Annotated in this window: 16 protein-coding genes and 2 pseudogenes; 11 read left to right on the forward strand and 7 right to left on the reverse strand. The window is 62.8% G+C overall.

The window, feature by feature from the left end; all coding sequences use genetic code 11:
• Positions 1-123 precede the first annotated feature (123 nt).
• The 5 genes and pseudogenes from JQS30_RS12565 to JQS30_RS12585 all read left to right on the forward strand — a co-directional run bounded on the left by JQS30_RS12565 (position 124) and on the right by JQS30_RS12585 (position 4,094).
• Positions 124-594, forward strand: a complete 471-nt coding sequence (locus JQS30_RS12565; protein ID WP_213170595.1) for a DivIVA domain-containing protein — start codon at positions 124-126, stop codon at positions 592-594.
• A 102-nt stretch (positions 595-696) separates the two neighbouring features.
• Positions 697-1,191: a hypothetical protein gene (locus tag JQS30_RS17395; RefSeq protein ID WP_246497910.1), complete on the forward strand. Its 495-nt coding sequence runs from the start codon at positions 697-699 to the stop codon at positions 1,189-1,191.
• Between the two features lie 147 nt (positions 1,192-1,338).
• Positions 1,339-1,500 (forward strand): annotated as a pseudogene (locus tag JQS30_RS12575) (DUF3117 domain-containing protein); the annotation flags it as partial.
• Between the two features lie 755 nt (positions 1,501-2,255).
• Positions 2,256-3,458, forward strand: coding sequence for a S1C family serine protease (locus JQS30_RS12580; protein WP_213170596.1), 1,203 nt, complete (start codon positions 2,256-2,258; stop codon positions 3,456-3,458).
• Positions 3,459-3,668: 210 nt separating this feature from the next.
• The gene (locus JQS30_RS12585; RefSeq protein WP_213170597.1) at positions 3,669-4,094 is read left to right on the forward strand and encodes a twin-arginine translocase TatA/TatE family subunit; all 426 of its coding nucleotides are present in this window, start codon (positions 3,669-3,671) and stop codon (positions 4,092-4,094) included.
• 38 nt (positions 4,095-4,132) lie between these two features.
• Here the strand turns inward: JQS30_RS12585 and dapC are convergent, their stop codons facing one another.
• Positions 4,133-5,251 carry a succinyldiaminopimelate transaminase gene (dapC, locus tag JQS30_RS12590; RefSeq protein ID WP_213170598.1) on the reverse strand — a complete coding sequence of 373 codons (1,119 nt, stop codon included), beginning with the start codon at positions 5,249-5,251 and terminating at the stop codon, positions 4,133-4,135.
• Positions 5,252-5,380: 129 nt separating this feature from the next.
• Positions 5,381-5,707, reverse strand: a complete 327-nt coding sequence (fdxA, locus tag JQS30_RS12595) for a ferredoxin (RefSeq protein ID WP_213170599.1) — start codon at positions 5,705-5,707, stop codon at positions 5,381-5,383.
• Between the two features lie 97 nt (positions 5,708-5,804).
• Here fdxA and JQS30_RS12600 point away from each other — a divergent pair, with 97 nt between their 5' ends.
• Complete coding sequence (locus tag JQS30_RS12600) at positions 5,805-6,032, forward strand: putative acetyltransferase (protein ID WP_213170600.1); 228 nt, start codon at positions 5,805-5,807, stop codon at positions 6,030-6,032.
• Between the two features lie 104 nt (positions 6,033-6,136).
• Here the strand turns inward: JQS30_RS12600 and JQS30_RS12605 are convergent, their stop codons facing one another.
• Positions 6,137-6,637 carry a hypothetical protein gene (locus tag JQS30_RS12605; RefSeq protein ID WP_213170601.1) on the reverse strand — a complete coding sequence of 167 codons (501 nt, stop codon included), beginning with the start codon at positions 6,635-6,637 and terminating at the stop codon, positions 6,137-6,139.
• Positions 6,638-6,642: 5 nt separating this feature from the next.
• Positions 6,643-7,116, reverse strand: a complete 474-nt coding sequence (locus JQS30_RS12610) for a hypothetical protein (protein WP_213170602.1) — start codon at positions 7,114-7,116, stop codon at positions 6,643-6,645.
• Between the two features lie 50 nt (positions 7,117-7,166).
• Between JQS30_RS12610 and JQS30_RS12615 the strand changes: the two genes are divergently transcribed.
• Complete coding sequence (locus tag JQS30_RS12615) at positions 7,167-8,198, forward strand: endonuclease/exonuclease/phosphatase family protein (RefSeq protein WP_213170603.1); 1,032 nt, start codon at positions 7,167-7,169, stop codon at positions 8,196-8,198.
• Positions 8,199-8,341: 143 nt separating this feature from the next.
• On the opposite strand, the gene mshB is transcribed toward JQS30_RS12615, so the two are convergent.
• Positions 8,342-9,268, reverse strand: a complete 927-nt coding sequence (gene mshB, locus JQS30_RS12620) for an N-acetyl-1-D-myo-inositol-2-amino-2-deoxy-alpha-D-glucopyranoside deacetylase (RefSeq protein WP_213170604.1) — start codon at positions 9,266-9,268, stop codon at positions 8,342-8,344.
• A gap of 468 nt (positions 9,269-9,736) precedes the next feature.
• Between mshB and JQS30_RS12625 the strand changes: the two genes are divergently transcribed.
• From JQS30_RS12625 to JQS30_RS12635, 3 genes and pseudogenes are all read left to right on the forward strand, one after another.
• A complete protein-coding gene (locus JQS30_RS12625) occupies positions 9,737-10,531 on the forward strand; it encodes a hypothetical protein (RefSeq protein ID WP_213170605.1) in 795 nt (264 codons plus the stop codon).
• 54 nt (positions 10,532-10,585) lie between these two features.
• Positions 10,586-12,538 carry a fumarate reductase/succinate dehydrogenase flavoprotein subunit gene (locus JQS30_RS12630; protein ID WP_213170606.1) on the forward strand — a complete coding sequence of 651 codons (1,953 nt, stop codon included), beginning with the start codon at positions 10,586-10,588 and terminating at the stop codon, positions 12,536-12,538.
• 2 nt (positions 12,539-12,540) lie between these two features.
• Positions 12,541-13,287, forward strand: a pseudogene (locus JQS30_RS12635) (succinate dehydrogenase/fumarate reductase iron-sulfur subunit); the annotation flags it as partial.
• A gap of 192 nt (positions 13,288-13,479) precedes the next feature.
• On the opposite strand, the gene JQS30_RS12640 reads toward JQS30_RS12635, so the two are convergent.
• Positions 13,480-14,238 carry an alpha/beta fold hydrolase gene (locus JQS30_RS12640; RefSeq protein WP_213170608.1) on the reverse strand — a complete coding sequence of 253 codons (759 nt, stop codon included), beginning with the start codon at positions 14,236-14,238 and terminating at the stop codon, positions 13,480-13,482.
• A gap of 187 nt (positions 14,239-14,425) precedes the next feature.
• On the opposite strand from JQS30_RS12640, the gene ychF reads away from it, so the two are divergent.
• Positions 14,426-15,499: a redox-regulated ATPase YchF gene (gene ychF, locus JQS30_RS12645; RefSeq protein ID WP_213170609.1), complete on the forward strand. Its 1,074-nt coding sequence runs from the start codon at positions 14,426-14,428 to the stop codon at positions 15,497-15,499.
• A gap of 18 nt (positions 15,500-15,517) precedes the next feature.
• Here the strand turns inward: ychF and JQS30_RS12650 are convergent, their stop codons facing one another.
• Complete coding sequence (locus JQS30_RS12650) at positions 15,518-16,090, reverse strand: GNAT family N-acetyltransferase (protein WP_213170610.1); 573 nt, start codon at positions 16,088-16,090, stop codon at positions 15,518-15,520.

A 16,090-nucleotide genomic window follows, 5' to 3' on the forward strand; every position in this document is an offset into this window, starting at 1 on the left:
CGCTGGCGCAGTGTGCTCGGGCGACAGTGAGGCAAGCTTGGGCAAGTGTCGTTGTATCCCGATGTGGCGCCGGGATTCCGATGCTAGAGCATGGGTAGGTATAACGCGGATGGGTGGGACTCGATGACCTGGTTGTTGCTGTTGACGGTGGTTGTTGTGGCCGGTTTTCTGGCCTACGCGATCGCGGTGTGGGCCGCTGGGAGAGAGTCGTTGGAACCGGAGGCCTCGACCTCGGGGTTCGCCGACGGCCGCATTATCGATGAGAGGTCGGTCGCGGCGGTCACTTTCGACACAGGCCCTCGCGGCTATCGCACGAGCCAAGTCGATGAGGCCTTGCGGAGACTGGCCTGGGAGCTGGGTCGGCGAGATGAGTACATCGCGCAGCTGGAGGAGCGACTGCGTCTGGCCAGGGAGGCGAAGAAGCCACAACCGGAGGTGGTGATCGCCGAAAACCTGCTGGACGAGGGCGAGAAAGACAACCAGGCCGCAGCGGATGCGTCGGCCTCTTCGGCTGCCTCGGATGGACCCTCCCAGGCAGCCCAGCGGGACGACAATGGCCCCTTGGGAGACTCCGCCCCTGGTCGTGACAACTAAAACCGGCGACATGTGCCCAGTTCACCCTCTGGTTCGTATTTGAGACCACGAAGATAGCCAGGCAACCCTAAGTTGTTGAGTCAACCGTGGTGAAATGTTCCCATGCGTTACTGGTTGCTCGGACTGCCGAGTGAGGAATTCACCGACCAACAAGCCTATTCCTACGATTCGGTCGCCCTTCCCGGCGGTGCGGCCTCCCCCGTCAACGACGGTGACAGCGTCGCTGTGGCCGGGCCTGAGGGCGTCTTTGCCGTCGGTGAAGCGCGCGGCGGAGTGGTGCGCTACAGAGCCCGCACCGAGGAGGTGGTACAGGCCGAGGTGGGCCTGGGACTGTCACTCATCGACCAGGAACGTTTGGCCGCGTGGACCGCGCCGTTTGCCAATTCGGCGGTGAACGGCCAGCGCCGCGATTGGCTGGTGACTTTGTCGTTGCCGGTTGAGGCGTCGACGAAGGGCGAGGCGGTGCGACAGTTTTGGTCGTATGTGCGTTCGTTGGGGCCATCCGAGCTACCCACCTTTGTGGCTCCGTATGGGAATGAACTGGACGGCCAGGCCTATTTGCTCGGAGTTGAGCACGAACAAGACCCAGAAGAGTAACATTTAGCCCCACATGGGTGGTTTTGGCCGGTAACTATCACAGTACCGGTGGGGCGAGTTGTCGTCTGCCCGATCGATCAGGGAAAATTAGCGGTACCAATATTCAGTCGCACCAGATTGCGACACTGAATCGAGGGGAGACTAAGTATGGCGGCCATGAAGCCGCGGACTGGTGATGGTCCGTTGGAAGTAACCAAAGAGGGCCGCGGAGTCATAATGCGGGTCCCGCTCGAAGGCGGCGGTCGACTGGTAGTCGAGATGACTCCCGAAGAGGCCGAGACCCTCAGCAAAGAGCTTGAGAACCTCGCCAAATTACCCCACGTCGCTGCGCCATCGCACCTGCTTTCCCTCACTTCGGATCTAGTCTCAGCGTTTGAACTAGCACCTACGGCCAGGTCTCGTGCGATTGGTCGCATTGCTTCGTCATGCGCAGTCGCCTCTTCGCCGTTCGCCTCGTGGCGAGGGTCGATAGGCATGCTGTTGTAGTCCACATGGGCTGGCCGGAATCTTCTAGCCGGTGGTGGGGACTACGGCGACGATCGCTGTTGTGACGATTGCATCGTGATGACCCCCTTGATGCACCAGTCACGGTTGTACGCATCGGCCAGAGGGGCCTTGGCGTGAACGTTCGCCTCGGCTGTTGTGGATACGCCGCGGCCCTGCCTCGCGCACGTTGCACCCCAGAATCAACGTCTCGAGCCGGGGCTGCTGTGTTTTACGCGGTCGATGGCACGCATATACCCCCTTCCTGCGGGCCTTGTCGTAGGCGGCCCTCTGTGAGGCAGGATTGCAGACGTGAGGCGTTCCCACAACCCCCAGGTTTCGACTTCTGACGGGTGGCACGTCAATGCCTGAAAATCAGGCTTGGTTTCACGAGCCAAAAGTGGCACTGTCAGGAACAATGGAACGACACCCCGCGAGGGGACAAGCCGCAGGTGCCACAGTGTCACTTGTCAGTGCGGCGGGCCGCCATTTTGTCTACTGGTGGCCTGTGGTCGGCACACACCACCTGCGTTCATTCTCAGCAGTCCACACCGCGATATGGCGCCGAAAAGGACCACGACATGACTTATGGCAACACTGAGCCCTCAGCTTGGTGGAACCCCGATGCCGAGCAAGACCCGTGGCGTAATCCCCATAGCCACGCTGTCGTCGAACACACCGCCGCGCCTGTGGGTCCTCCCACAGAGCCGCTGCCCGAGCCGGAGCCGGTCTCCACGGCGCGGACGCCGCTTGGCGTGGTGGTGGCCGTGTCGGTAGTGGTAGCACTGGTGGCGGGAACTCTCGGAGCGGCGCTGGGCATTTACGCTTCCCGTGCCGGTGGTGGTTTCGCGAGCGGCCCGATTTCTGGGGCCGACCCTATTACCGACCGGGAGATGTCCTCGGCCGCCGAGGTGGTTGACAATCTCATGCCGTCGGTGGTCACGGTTCTCACTGCGGGGGGCGGGAACGGTTCTGGTTTCTTCATCAGCGAAGACGGCCTAGTGATGACCAACGCCCACGTCGTCGACGGCAGTTCTAGCTTGCAAGTGCAGCTGTCCAATGGCGAGGTGCACCAAGGCGAGCTGATTGGTTCGGACCCGGAGACGGACGTGGCGGTGTTGAAGGTCGAGGGCGAGGATTTCCCGCCGGTGGTGTTCGCCGATTCTGATGAGCTCAATGTGGGGGATCCGGCGCTGGCGGTGGGTGCTCCGTTGGGTTTGAGCAGCACGGTGACGCAGGGGATGATCTCGGCGTTGGATCGTCCGGTCGTCACTGAGGACAATATGGGGGATACGGCGGCGATTATGGCCGCGGTGCAAACGGATGCGGCGATTAACCCGGGTAACTCTGGCGGGCCGCTGACGGACGCCGGTGGCCAGGTCATTGGGGTGAACACGGCCATCGCTGGTTTTTCTGATGAGCGGGGCAATGCTGGCAGTATCGGGATCGGTTTTGCCATCCCGATCAATCATGCCCGCCGGATTGCCGAGGAGTTGGTGGCGACGGGTTCGGCTTCGCGTACGGTCATGGGCGCTGAGGTGGGTGCCTCGTCGATCGGTGTTGGCGTGGAGCTGTCGACAATCGTGCCCGGTTCGCCCGCCGAGGAGGCGGGGCTGGAGGATGGCGACATTGTGACCAGTTTTAACGGCGCGACGGTGACGGACAATCTGGAGCTGGTGGCGCTGGTGCGTAAGTACGCGCCGGGCACGACGGTCGAGGTGGTCTATCAGCGCAATGGGGCCGAGAACTCCACTGAGGTGACGTTGGCGGCCGACACGGGCTGACCCCGGGTGGCCTCTTGGTGGGGTCGTTCCTGAGCTCGACGCGGCTGGCGTGGGGGTGGGCCTAGGCGGATTTGTGGTTTCTGGGCGGCTTCAGGCGTGGTTGGCCCCCGGGAGGCGTCGGGGGTGTCTTTGCTTTAGCCTCGCGGTTGCACTGTGCTCTTGGCAGGACTTAAGCTGGTGAGGTCCCCGCTGCTATGAAGGAGAGTCGCGTTGAGCAACATTGGTTGGCCCGGTTTCCTGGTCTTGCTCCTGCTCGCCTTGTTCCTGTGGGGCCCTGACCGGCTGCCGCAGCTGTTGAAGGACATCCGAGGCTTTATCCGTAAGGCTCGTCAGATGGCCTCGAAAGCCGCCGCCGACTTGTCCAAGGAGGTCGGCACGGACATTAAGGTCGAGGATCTGCATCCGAAGACGTTCATTCGCAAGCATGTGCTGAGCGAAGAGGACGAGGCGATGCTGAAGGACCCGCTACAGGGCGTTCTCAAAGACCTCGATCGGGAGACCGACGCGGTGAAGCAGTCGTTTAGTCAAACGGCGTCGAGCCTGGACGCGCCGTTGGACGAGTCCTCCTCTGAGTCCTCCTCTGGTGGGCAGTCCGGTGGACGCCGCCGTTCCTCCTCGTATGGGGACGCCACCTAAGAGGTGGGCCGTACAGCCTTCACCGAGCTGTGCTCTGTCTAGGGGCCTGTACGGAGTCGATCCGCCGCCGCGGCTATACGCTCGTCGGTGGCCGTCAAACCAATCCGCACGTGATTGGCCCCCGCCTGTCCATAAAACTCTCCGGGGCCAGCCAGGATGCCCAGCTGTGCCAGGTACTGCATCGTGTCCCAGCAACTTTCGTCCCTGGTGGCCCACAAGTACAGCCCCGCCTTGGAATGTTCGATGCGGAAACCGGCCGCCTGGACGGCCTCGGTGAGCACCTCGCGGCGGCGCCCATAGCGCAGCCGCTGCTCGGTGGCGTGCTCTTCGTCTCTCAAGCATGCGATCATGGCCTGTTGCACCGGCCAGGGCACGATAAAGCCACCGTGCCGCCGTAGCTGCCACAGCTGATCGATAATGTGCGGGTCCCCGGCAATGAAACCGGCCCGGTAACCGGCCAGGTTCGAGCGTTTCGACAGTGAATGCGCCGCGATCAGTCCTGTCAGGTCGCCGTCGTTGACGCGCGGGTCCAGCACCGATGTCGGCCAGTCGTTGGCATCGAACCACACTTGGTAATAGCATTCGTCGCTGACCAAGATCACATCATTGGCCCGCGCCCAGGCCACCAAGTCACGCAGGTAATCCACGCTCGCGATCTCACCGGTGGGGTTGGCCGGGTAGTTGATCCACGCCAACGAGACCCCTTCGACGTCGCGCGGATCAGACGCGGCGACCACCGTCGCTTTCGCCAAGAGTCCCCCGACCTCATAGGTCGGATAGGCCAGATGGGGAATGGCCACCACGTCCCCGGCTCCCAGGCCCAACTGCCAAGGCAGATTCGCTACCAGTTCCTTCGAACCGATCGTGGGTAGAACTCCGACATGTTCGGGTACCTGCGTGTGGCGGTCCAGCCAATGCCGCATCGCCGCCTGAAGCTCCGGCGAGCCGGCCACATTGGGGTACCCGGGCCGCGCCGAGGCCTGCGACAGTGCCCGCTGTATCGCCTGCGGCACCTCATCGACCGGGGTGCCGATGGACAAATCAACGAGGCCCCCCGAATGCTCACCTGCCAGTTTGCGATAGGACGTAATACGATCCCATGGAAACTGCGGCAGGCGGCGATTCGGCGAGGCCTCGGTAAAGCGACGTGTTGACACACGGCCAAGTCTAAAGGCCGTTTTGGCGACCTTCCCTCTCGGCTCTCAGCGCCTGAGGTTTCGACCGCATGGGCGTTGCGAGCAAGTGGGGTGGCTGATGGTCGGGCTAGGAAAAAGCCAGGTGCGTCGTTACTGCTTTGAGGGTTCGGGTGGTTGTCCGGCCACGAACGGGTCATCCTTCTCGATCTTGCCGATCTTGGAAGCCCCTCCCGGAGAGCCCAGCTCGTCAAAGAAGTCGTAGTTGGCCTTGGTGTAGCCATCCCACTCTTCCGGGACGTCATCTTCGTAGAAGATAGCCTCGACTGGGCACACCGGCTCGCAAGCCCCACAGTCCACGCATTCGTCGGGGTGGATGTAAAGCATGCGATTGCCTTCATAGATGCAGTCCACGGGGCACTCATCGATGCACGCCTTGTCCAGCACATCCACGCATGGCTCAGCGATGATGTAGGTCACGCGTCGTCCTTCCTACGTCGCGCAGCTCGACTAGCTGCGTTGAGATGACGGTAAGAGCCTATTAAACATGTAATTTCAAGGGTAGACGGGTGGTCGAATGTTGGGACCAGAGCACGTGGGGAAACGAGTCGCAATTCGCATTTCCCTGTCCGATGGAGCCCCAGGCAGGCGCTTTACGGACATACTTGGTCAGCTAGTCGCTTTCGACGACACAACATTGACCATTGACCGGGATGGGGAACAGATCATCGTTGAACGCTCCCACATCGTGGCGGGCAAGCCAATCCCCCCGAAGCCGACCCGGCGGCCGCGCCGCAAAGACTGAATGCGGCTCGACGCGCCTGAGTCGGGTTCCTACCCTAGTCGTAGCTCACTTCGGCGACAGATGCCAGCCCGAAGCGACACCACTGGGTAGGCCCAGGGAGTGGCTTAGACCGAAGCGGCCTGCTTGGGGTTGGCCCGTCGCAGGTGGTATTCCTCAGTCGCCTTCAGGTCCTGTCCCAGCTTGTCGATGCCCAGCGCGACGCCAAGCAGGTGGCCGATCAGCCAGCCGAGCAACATTTGCGCGAACAACAGCGGAACCTGAGTGAAGAATGTGGTCACGTCGGGGAAATTCCCGCCCACCAGCATCGGGTTGATCAGAGTCGACACCAACACGACCACCAAGAACGTGGGCAGAAGTTCCCCGGCGATGTCGCGCTGCTCCAGACGAATCGACCAGGATAGTCCACCCGCGGCGGCCACGAAAACCAAAAGGCCAGCCGCCACCAGGGTCGTCAGGTCGACCATGGCCAAGCTGAGCGATTCATTGTCGACCGCCCGCTGATAAATGAAGCGGCCAACGAGATTGCTCAGCCACAGCGCGAATCCGAACAAGGCGATCGAACGCCAATGCTGCGGGAGTCGAATCTTAGCCAAAAACTTAGCCACGGTTATTACTCCTCGGGGTTACGTGACGGGCGGGGTCGAAGCGTGCCTTGGCGCGGGCCAGCGATGTTCTTATACAGTGCCACGGCGGCTCCGGCTGCCCCGGCTAGCAACATGGCGTACCCGGGCCAGGTATTGATAATAATCAGTGAGCCTGAGCCGGTGGGCGAACTGGCTACCAACACCACGGCGAACCAGGCGCCGATGGGCAGCAACGAAGCCCACCGGTTGGCCACCCACCAGGAGGCCAAACTGGGCAAATAGTAGTTACCCAGGAAGGCGATGACAGCGGCGATGGGTATCGGTATCGCTGCGATGCGGGTGGGCACCAGGAAGGATTCCAGCAACGCCAGCACGGCCGCGCCCACAGTCACCACAATGCCGCCACCAATACGGATGGCGTATTCCACAGTGCCGGGCGCGTCGGCATCCTCGGGGGTCCGCGTTGCCTCTTCGAGACGGAGGTCGGGTGGCTGGCTCACGATATCGATAGTAGTGGCGAGCCATCTCTAGACTCATCCCGGTGAGGACGATGAGCACCCCGACCATTCCGGCCCCGGCCGAGCCCGCTAGCGGGGCAGCGCAACCTCGCTGGTTCCAGCGGCGACTCGTGCGGGCGGCCTCGTGGGCGCTGACCGCAGGCGCCGCCGCGTTCACCCTCGTGCGCTTGCTGGGCCTAGAACAGGGATGGCTGCTGGTAGTGGCGGTGGCGTTCACCCCCTATGTTGCGCTTCTGGCCCCGTTGGCGCTAGCGGCGTTGGCCTGGGCCCGCAGCTGGTGGGCCTTGGGAGTCACCCTCGTGTGTGCGCTATCGCTGGCCATCACGGTCCTCCCTCGCGCCATCGGTGACTCAACGCCCGGTGGCCCCGCCGACGGGCCAATCTTGCGCATCTTGTCGGTCAATCTCGCCGTGGGACAGGCCGAGGAGGAAGCGGTCATCCACATGGCCCGGGAATGGGACATCGACATCCTCAGCGTGCAGGAGGTGACTCCACTCAGCGCTGACCGTTTCCAGCAGCTGGGTGTCGAAGAGCTGTTCGCCCACTCGATTGTCGAGACCGGATGGGCGGCCGAAGGTTCGGCCATCTATTCGGGGTATCCGCTCCAGCGGCTGCCGGAGGTCGAACCGGACGGGATCTTCCATCAACCAGCGGCAAAAGTCGACATTGGAGCGGGAATGACGGTGAACCTGATGGCCGTACATGCCGCGGCACCGCGCTCTGCTGAGCGGATAGACAACTGGGAACGCGATTTCGAGCAATACCCCACCGGCGACGAGGAGGAAATGTGGATTCTCGCTGGCGATTTCAACGCCACACTCGACCATCGCAATATGCGCGATCTGCTCAACGAGGGGTATCTCGACGCGGCCTCAGTCATGGGCGACGGATGGAAGGCCACGTGGTTTACCGAAGGCCGGTTCATTAAAGGACTATTGCGGCCTCCTCCGGTAACACTGGATCGGATCGTCATCGATGAGCGCGCAGAGGTACAAGACTTCCGGGTGCTGCCCGATATCGGCTCCGACCATCGCCCCGTCTACGCCCAGATCCGGTTGCCGTAAAACTGCACAGGCACCTAGGTCGCAGTGAGGCTTATGAGAAGTGCAGCCTCAAAGTCGCTGGCGGCCTCGGCTGATAGCCGCACTTGTAAAGGCCCCTTACCCGCTCCCCCATCGGTGGGCAGAGGGGATAAGGGGCACATCGGCTAGGCGAACAGGTCAGTTTCCCAATTGTGCGGACCCTTGCCGGGCCCTCGTTCGCCTTTGACCAAGATGTAGTGCTCGGCGAGGATGGACTCGATGCCTAGCTTGGCCGCCATCGTGTACAGCCAATCTTCGGGCGCGATTTGCGTGGCATGGGCCGACATCGCCGCCAGTTTCTTGGGCCCAGCGGCCTCTTCGGCGACAATTTCGGTGGTCACAACGTCGTCGTCCACCCCAAAGGGCAGGTCATCGACCGAGGTGATGTCGCCAAAGGGGTTATCCTCAGAGCCCGCGAACTCCTCGAAGCTCTTGGCCAAATCGCTCTTGGGCACAGTCGTCCAGTAAATCTTGCGGATGGCGTGGGCTTGGCCCAGGTCGGGCCGGTAATCGGTGTCCTCGGCCAGCTCGGCGGCCCGCATCGCGACCCGGTGGGCCTGAATGTGGTCCGGGTGCCCATAGAAACCGAAGTCGTCGTACGTCACCAACACTTCGGGCCGGATCTGGCGCACGATCGCCACTAGGTCGGCGGCGGCCTCGTCCACGTCCGCGCCCCAGAAGGCGCGTGGATGGTCGTTGGCGGGTGTGCCCATCATTCCCGAGTCCCGCCAGCGCCCGGCACCGCCCAGGAAGCGCCAGTCTTCCAGCCCGAGGGCGTCGGCCGCTGCGGCCATTTCGGCGTAGCGGTAGCCTCCGAGTTGGTCGGCTTGGGCGGCTTCGAGTCGGGCTAGGTGGGGGGTCTTGATTTCGCCTTCTTCGCCGAGGGTGCAGGTGACGAGGGTGACGTCGACATCGTCACGGGCGACGTAGTGGGCGATGGTGGCGCCGGTGCCGACGGTTTCGTCATCGGGGTGGGCGTGCACGAAGAGAAGGGAGCGTCGGTCGGTTGCGGTTTGCGGGTTTGTCCCGCTGGTGGTGTCTGGTTTCGACATAGGCGCAACGGTAGCGCGTGGGACCGACATTGGTCACCTGTTGCGCCTCGGAGGTCACACTGACCCCTAAGGACACAAGAAAAACCTTCAACTTTTACCGACGAAATCCATCATTGCCATTGATTGTGACGAACCCCATCTGTGATGTGCGCCCGTTACGCGGTAATGTGCGAAGGTCAAGCGGCCGCTCGGGAGGTAGCCGGTCGCGGGCGCATATATACGACACGCTGTGTGGACATCATCGGCTCGCCGACACTGTTCGGAATCCTCACCAGCGCCATCAGCCAGGCGCTGCGCGGACATGCGCATAAGCACGGGTTCGACGCGGTCACCACATCGCGGCCCACCCCTGGCCATCGGACAGCCCGGCTCGCCGGGCGCACCGCGATCTCGGACAGAACGCGGACCGGTTGTGAGGGTCGGTGAACTCCGCGCAGCGCTTTCGGCACAAAGGAGCTATGAGGCCGGATGACCATCACCGAAGACAGCGGTGCCAGAGCCGCCATCAATAAGAAGCATCTACGCACCGATCGCTGGTGGCTGGGGCCCGCGATCACCGTCATCGGACTGTTCGCCTGGGTCGCCTACGCTACGTTCCGTGTCTTCTACCAGGGAAACTACTGGGTGGGCGACTACCATTACCTGACCCCGTTCTACTCCCCCTGCGTCTCCCAGGGCTGCCTGCCCGAGGCATCACTGTTCGGACGGATTCTGCCCGACCATCCGCTACTGCCCTATGCGGCCCTGAGCCTGCCCCTGTTGCTGATGTTCCGTATGACTTGCTACTACTACCGCAAGGCCTACTACCGGTCAGTGTGGATGGCACCGGCCGCGTGCGGGGTTCCCGACGGGCACGCGAGCTACACCGGCGAGACCCGGTTCCCGCTGATTTGGCAAAACAGCCACCGCTACTTCTTCTACGCGGCCCTGGCCATCACCCTCATCAACACCTGGGACGCGATCATCGCCTTCCAAAGCCCCGCCGGGTTCGGCTTCGGGCTGGGCAACATCATCCTGGTGGGCAACGTCATCTTGCTGTGGTGCTACACGTTCGGCTGCCACTCCTGTCGGCACGTCATGGGCGGCCGTATTCGCCACTTCTCCCAAAACCCGATCCGCTACAAGCTGTGGACCATATCGAGCTACCTCAACGTTCGACACATGCAGTTCGCTTGGATCACGCTCGGATCGCTGGCGTTGACCGACTTCTACATCATGTCCGTCTCCGCTGGTTGGATCACCGACCTCCGCTTCATCAACTAAGACTTCCGCGACGTCTGCTGCGTTAGCGAACTTGCGACACAAGGTGAGAAACACATGACCGATCAACCACACACCGAAGAGATCACCCGCCTATCGTGCGACGTCCTCGTCATCGGCGCGGGTGGAGCTGGCCTGCGGGCCGCCATCGAAGCCCGGCTGGCGGGCAAGAAGACCATCGTCATCTCCAAATCCCTCTTCGGCAAAGCCCACACCGTCATGGCCGAAGGCGGCGCGGCCGCCGCCCTGGGCAATGTCAACAGCCGCGACTCCTGGAAGGTCCATTTCCGGGACACCATGCGCGGTGGCAAATTCATGAACAACTACCGCATGGCACAGCTACACGCCCAAGAAGCCGCCCAACGGGTGTGGGAGCTGGAGACCTATGGGGCACTGTTCGACCGCACCGCCGACGGCAAAATCAGCCAACGCAACTTTGGCGGACACGAATACCCCCGCCTAGCCCACGTCGGCGACCGCACTGGCCTAGAGATGATCCGCACCCTGCAACAGAAGATCGTCTCGCTGCAACAGGAGGACCAGCGCGAGCACGGCGACTACGACGCGCGCTTGCGAATCCTGGACGAAACAACGATCACCCGCCTGCTGAAGGACGGCAACCGCGTCAGCGGTGCCTTCGGCTATAAGCGTTCCAACGGGGAACTGCTGGCCATCGAGGCGCCCGCGGTCGTGCTCGCCACCGGCGGTATCGGCAAATCCTTTAAAGTCACCTCGAACTCCTGGGAATACACCGGCGATGGCCACGCGCTGGCGCTACGAGCCGGGGCGACGCTGCTGAACATGGAGTTCATCCAGTTCCACCCAACCGGCATGGTGTGGCCGCCGTCGGTGCGCGGCATCCTGGTCACCGAATCGGTACGCGGAGACGGCGGCGTACTGCGCAACTCCGAGGGCGACCGGTTCATGTTCAACTACATCCCCGACGTCTTCCGCGCCCAGTACGCCGAGACCGAGGACGAAGGCGACCGCTGGTACACCGACCCGGACAATAACCGGCGACCGCCCGAACTGCTGCCGCGCGACGAGGTGGCTCGTGCGATCAACGCCGAGGTGAAAGCCGGGCGCGGCACCGAACACGGCGGGGTTTTCCTCGACATCGCCTCCCGCCGCGACGCGGACTACATCACCAAGCAGCTGCCTTCGATGTACCACCAGTTCAAAGAGCTTGCCGACGTCGACATCACGGCCGAGGCCATGGAAGTGGGACCGACCTGCCACTACATCATGGGTGGCATCGAAGTGGCGGCCGAAGACGCGCAGACGAAGGTCACCGGGCTCTACGCGGCCGGTGAGGTCGCCGGTGGCATGCACGGCTCCAACCGGCTGGGCGGCAACTCCCTGTCGGACCTGCTGGTCTTCGGAAAACGCGCCGGGGAACACGCCGCCGCCTACGTCGACGGCCTCGAAGAGCGGCCGAAACTGGCCGAGTCGCAGATCGAGGTAGCCACCTCCGAGGCCCTGCGACCCCTACAACCGACGAGTGGCAAAGCCGAGAACCCATTCGGGCTGCAATCGGAAATGCAAGACATCAACCATTCGCTAGTCGGCATCATCCGCCGCGCAGAGGAGCTGGAAGAGGCCATCGACAAGCTGCGTGGCCTGGCCGACCGCATCAACAACGTGCGGGTACCTGGGGGCCGGGCCTATAACCCCGGCTGGCACCTAGCCCTGGACTTGTACAACATGCTGCTGGTGTCCAACTGCACCGCTTTGGCCGCGCTTGAGCGCTCCGAATCGCGCGGTGGGCACACCCGCGAGGACGCGCCGAAGATGGACGCGAAGTGGCGCAAGATCAACCTCGTGTGCGCCACGGCCGACAAAGACACGCCGATCACGGACAGTCGGGTGTCGTTGAAACGCCAACCGGTGCCGACGATCCCCGCCGAGCTGCTGGAGCTATTCGAGCCCGACGAGCTAGCGAAGTACCTGACCGAAGAAGAACTCCATCTCGGCCTAGCGGCCGCGACTGACGCAGAGGACGGTGAATAGCCATGAGCAATACCCGAGTATTCCGCGTCTGGCGGGGAGACGCCGAGGGCGGCGACTTCAGCGAATACAAGGTCGAGGTCAACGAGGGCGAGGTCGTCCTCGATATCGTGCACCGTATTCAGGCCACCGAGGCTCCTGATTTGGCCGTCCGGTGGAACTGTAAGGCTGGTAAGTGCGGCTCGTGCTCGGCCGAGATCAACGGCATGCCCAAATTGATGTGCATGACGCGCATGAGCACCTTCGAGGAGGATCAGGAAATCACCTTGACTCCCCTGCGCACGTTCCCGGTGGAACGTGACTTGGTGTGCGACGTGTCGTTCAACTACGAAAAGGCGCGCCAGATGCCCGCGTTCGCTCCCCCGGAGGGCCTGGAGCCCGGCGAATATCGCATGCAACAGGTCGATGTGGAACGCAGCCAAGAGTTCCGCAAATGCATCGAATGTTTCCTGTGCCAAACAACGTGTCACGTCATTCGCGACCACGAGGAGAATAAAGAGGCCTTTTCGGGGCCCCGGTTGTTCATCCGCGCCGCAGAGCTGGACATGCACCCGTTGGACGCCGAGGACAATCGCGGCTCACACGCCCAGGACGAACAGGGCTTGGGCTATTGCAACATCACCAAGTGCTGCACCGACGTGTGCCCGGAAGGCATCAAGATTACCGACAACGCGATCATCCCCATGAAGGAGCGCGTCGCCGGAGACCGGTACGACCCGCTGGTGTGGCTGGGCCGCAAGATCTTCCGCCGTGACGCCAAGGACGCCTGAGGACAGCTACAGGGTGGCGCTGGCTCCGAGTGGAGTCGGCGCCACTTTCTCGTCTTTATGTGCGTGGTCGGGCACTGAAGCGGCAAGGGGCACCGGCGGGATCTGCCACCGGACCTAGCCGCGTCTGAACGCCGGTCCAGGGAGTATCAGCGGGGCTTTCCATCTCCATGCGGGTCAGCCAATCGTCGATGAGTTGGCCAACCATCGCTGGCTGGTCCAGGTGCGCGTTGTGCCCGGCCGCGTCGATGACCGCAAAAGCGGATAGTGCCGCAACAACTGTGCTTGGTCGGCGAAACCGACCACCTGGTCTTGTCGCCCGGTGATGATGAGGGTCGGGCCATCGAAGCCCCCGCGCCGTTCCTCGGGCTCCATGTCGAGCGAATAGTTCGCGCTGATGCGGGCCACGGCCTCTGCGTCGTGGTTGCGCAACCCTGGCAGAGCCGCTGAGCGAAATCGCTCCCAGTTCTGCGGCGACTGCGTCACGGCCATGTTCTCGTACTCGCTACGGTCCTCATCTGCCAGCGAAGCGAGTAGGTCCGGGTCTTTCACCAGCACGGTTCGGGGTGGCAACTGACGGCGGGCATGGTCGGCGACCGCCACCGGACACAGCAACCCCAAACCGATCACGTGCTCGGGCATGACGGCAGCAACATGGCGGGCAAGCATTCCGCCGAAGGAATTCCCCAACAGCGCGAACCGCGTAGTACCGAACATCGACCTCAGTTCATCCACCAGATGGTCGGCCAGCGCCTGGGCGGAGTCGATACTTGGCACTGGCTCCGAAGCGCCGTATCCGGGTAGGTCGAGGTAGATCCGTTCCCACCGGTCGTGGCGGGCGATGCCCTCGTCCAAAGGCATGAGGAGGTGGTGGTCAACTGGGTGACCGTGGATGAGGACCAACGGCGTCCCGGTGCCCCTGCGGACTGTGCGCATGCTGACGTTTCCCATTCTGATGTGCGGTGCGGGGCTCTAGGTATGCCCGACAAACCACTTAAGGTCAGCATATGGCCGGGGTACGACAATTCCGGCTGTGCGTCCGTTTGGCGCTGGGGAGTGAACTGGGCCTAGCCGGGCACCCCCACCTGTTCGACGCCCTCATGGCAGCGGCCATAATGACCTGGTGAAACTCTCTATCGGCATCGTCGGCCTCCCTAACGTCGGCAAAAGCACCATGTTCAACGCTCTGACCCGCTCGGACATCCTGGCGGCGAATTATCCGTTCGCCACGATCGAGCCCAACGTTGGAGTGGTGGCCGTGCCCGACGACCGGCTGCCCAAGCTGGCCAAGATCTACGATTCGCAGAAGATCATGCCCGCCACGGTCACGTTCGTCGACATCGCGGGCCTGGTGCGTGGGGCGTCCGAGGGGCAGGGCAAGGGCAACCAGTTCCTGTCCAATATCCGAGAGTCGAACGCGATCTGCCAGGTGGTGCGCGTTTTCGAGGACGGCAATGTCACTCACGTGGACGGCAAGATCTCGCCGTCGGACGACATCGAGACGATCAATACCGAGCTGATTCTGGCCGACATGCAGACGGTGGAGAAGGCGCTGGTGCGCTTGGAGAAGGAGTCGCGGGTCAAGAAGGACGTGCTGCCGAAGCTCAAGGCGGTCCAGCAGGCGCGCGACATCCTCGATAGTGGTCAGACGATCTTCGAATCCGGTATCGACACCGAGGAGATCTACGACCTGCACTTGTTGACGGCTAAGCCGTTCATCTACGTGTTCAACGTTGATGAGGGCCAGGTGGCCGATGCCGAGTTGAAGGCCAAACTGGAAGCCTTGGTCGCTCCGGCGCAGGCGGTGTTGTTGGACGCTAAGTTCGAATCGGAGCTTATCGACCTGGACGAGGACGAGGCCGCGGAGATGTTGGAGTCCACCGGCCAGTCTGAGCCGGGCCTGGACCGACTGGCCGAGGTGGGATTCTCCACCTTGGGCTTGCAGACGTATTTGACGGCCGGGCCGAAGGAAACGCGCGCCTGGACCATCCGGCAGGGGGCGACTGCTCCCGAGGCCGCTGGCGAGATTCACACCGACTTCCAACGTGGTTTCATTAAGGCCGAAGTGGTTTCCTTTGACGACCTCATGGACGCCGGAACCATGCAGGCGGCTAAGGCCGCTGGCCGGGTCCGCATGGAGGGCAAGGAATACGTGATGCAAGACGGCGACGTGGTGGAGTTTAGGTTTAACGTGTGACGACTACGGGCCGTGTGGTCAGGGCAGGTCGAGCCGCATGAGAACACGCGGGAATCCGTTCAGAACGGATCTGGTCTCCGAGACCTGGGCGAACCCGGCGCGCTCGAACAGCGCCTTGGTGCCGACGTACGCCATGGTCTGATCGACACGCTCGCCGCGGTTGTCGACGGGGTATCCCTCGATCGCCGGTGCGCCTCGTTCCCGCGCGTATGCGACCGCTCCGTTGATGAGCGCGTGCATCACACCCTGCTTCCGGTGGCCGGGGCGCACCCGGAAGCACCATAGCGACCAGACGTCGAGATCGTCGATGTGTGGGATGAGCCGGTTGCGGGTGAAGCTCGTCTCGCGCCTGGGGTGCAGAGCTGCCCATCCCACCGGCTCCGCGTCGCGATAGGCGATGACGCCGGGCGGTGGATCCTGCGCGCACAGCTCGCGCACCTTCTCGGCGCGTGCGGTTCCGCGCAGCGCGTTGTTCTGCTTGCTGCCGACCCGATAGCTCAAGCAAAAGCACACGTTCGACGTCGGCTTCTTCGGCCCCACGAGCGCGGCGACGTCGTCGAAGTCCACCGCGGGAAGTACTTCAAACCTCAT

The sequence above is a fragment of the Natronoglycomyces albus genome, assembly GCF_016925535.1.
Taxonomy (GTDB): domain Bacteria; phylum Actinomycetota; class Actinomycetes; order Mycobacteriales; family Micromonosporaceae; genus Natronoglycomyces; species Natronoglycomyces albus.

Excerpts from the sequence above, each read along its gene's own strand:
- JQS30_RS12565 (WP_213170595.1), top strand. The coding sequence starts at position 124 with ATGACCTGGTTGTTGCTGTTGACGGTGGTTGTTGTGGCCGGTTTTCTG.
- JQS30_RS17395 (WP_246497910.1), top strand. The coding sequence starts at position 697 with ATGCGTTACTGGTTGCTCGGACTGCCGAGTGAGGAATTCACCGACCAA.
- JQS30_RS12580 (WP_213170596.1), top strand. The coding sequence starts at position 2,256 with ATGACTTATGGCAACACTGAGCCCTCAGCTTGGTGGAACCCCGATGCC.
- JQS30_RS12600 (WP_213170600.1), top strand. The coding sequence starts at position 5,805 with ATGTTGGGACCAGAGCACGTGGGGAAACGAGTCGCAATTCGCATTTCC.
- JQS30_RS12615 (WP_213170603.1), top strand. The coding sequence starts at position 7,167 with ATGAGCACCCCGACCATTCCGGCCCCGGCCGAGCCCGCTAGCGGGGCA.
- mshB (WP_213170604.1), bottom strand. The coding sequence starts at position 9,268 with ATGTCGAAACCAGACACCACCAGCGGGACAAACCCGCAAACCGCAACC.
- JQS30_RS12625 (WP_213170605.1), top strand. The coding sequence starts at position 9,737 with ATGACCATCACCGAAGACAGCGGTGCCAGAGCCGCCATCAATAAGAAG.
- JQS30_RS12630 (WP_213170606.1), top strand. The coding sequence starts at position 10,586 with ATGACCGATCAACCACACACCGAAGAGATCACCCGCCTATCGTGCGAC.
- JQS30_RS12640 (WP_213170608.1), bottom strand. The coding sequence starts at position 14,238 with ATGCGCACAGTCCGCAGGGGCACCGGGACGCCGTTGGTCCTCATCCAC.
- JQS30_RS12650 (WP_213170610.1), bottom strand. The coding sequence starts at position 16,090 with ATGAGGTTTGAAGTACTTCCCGCGGTGGACTTCGACGACGTCGCCGCG.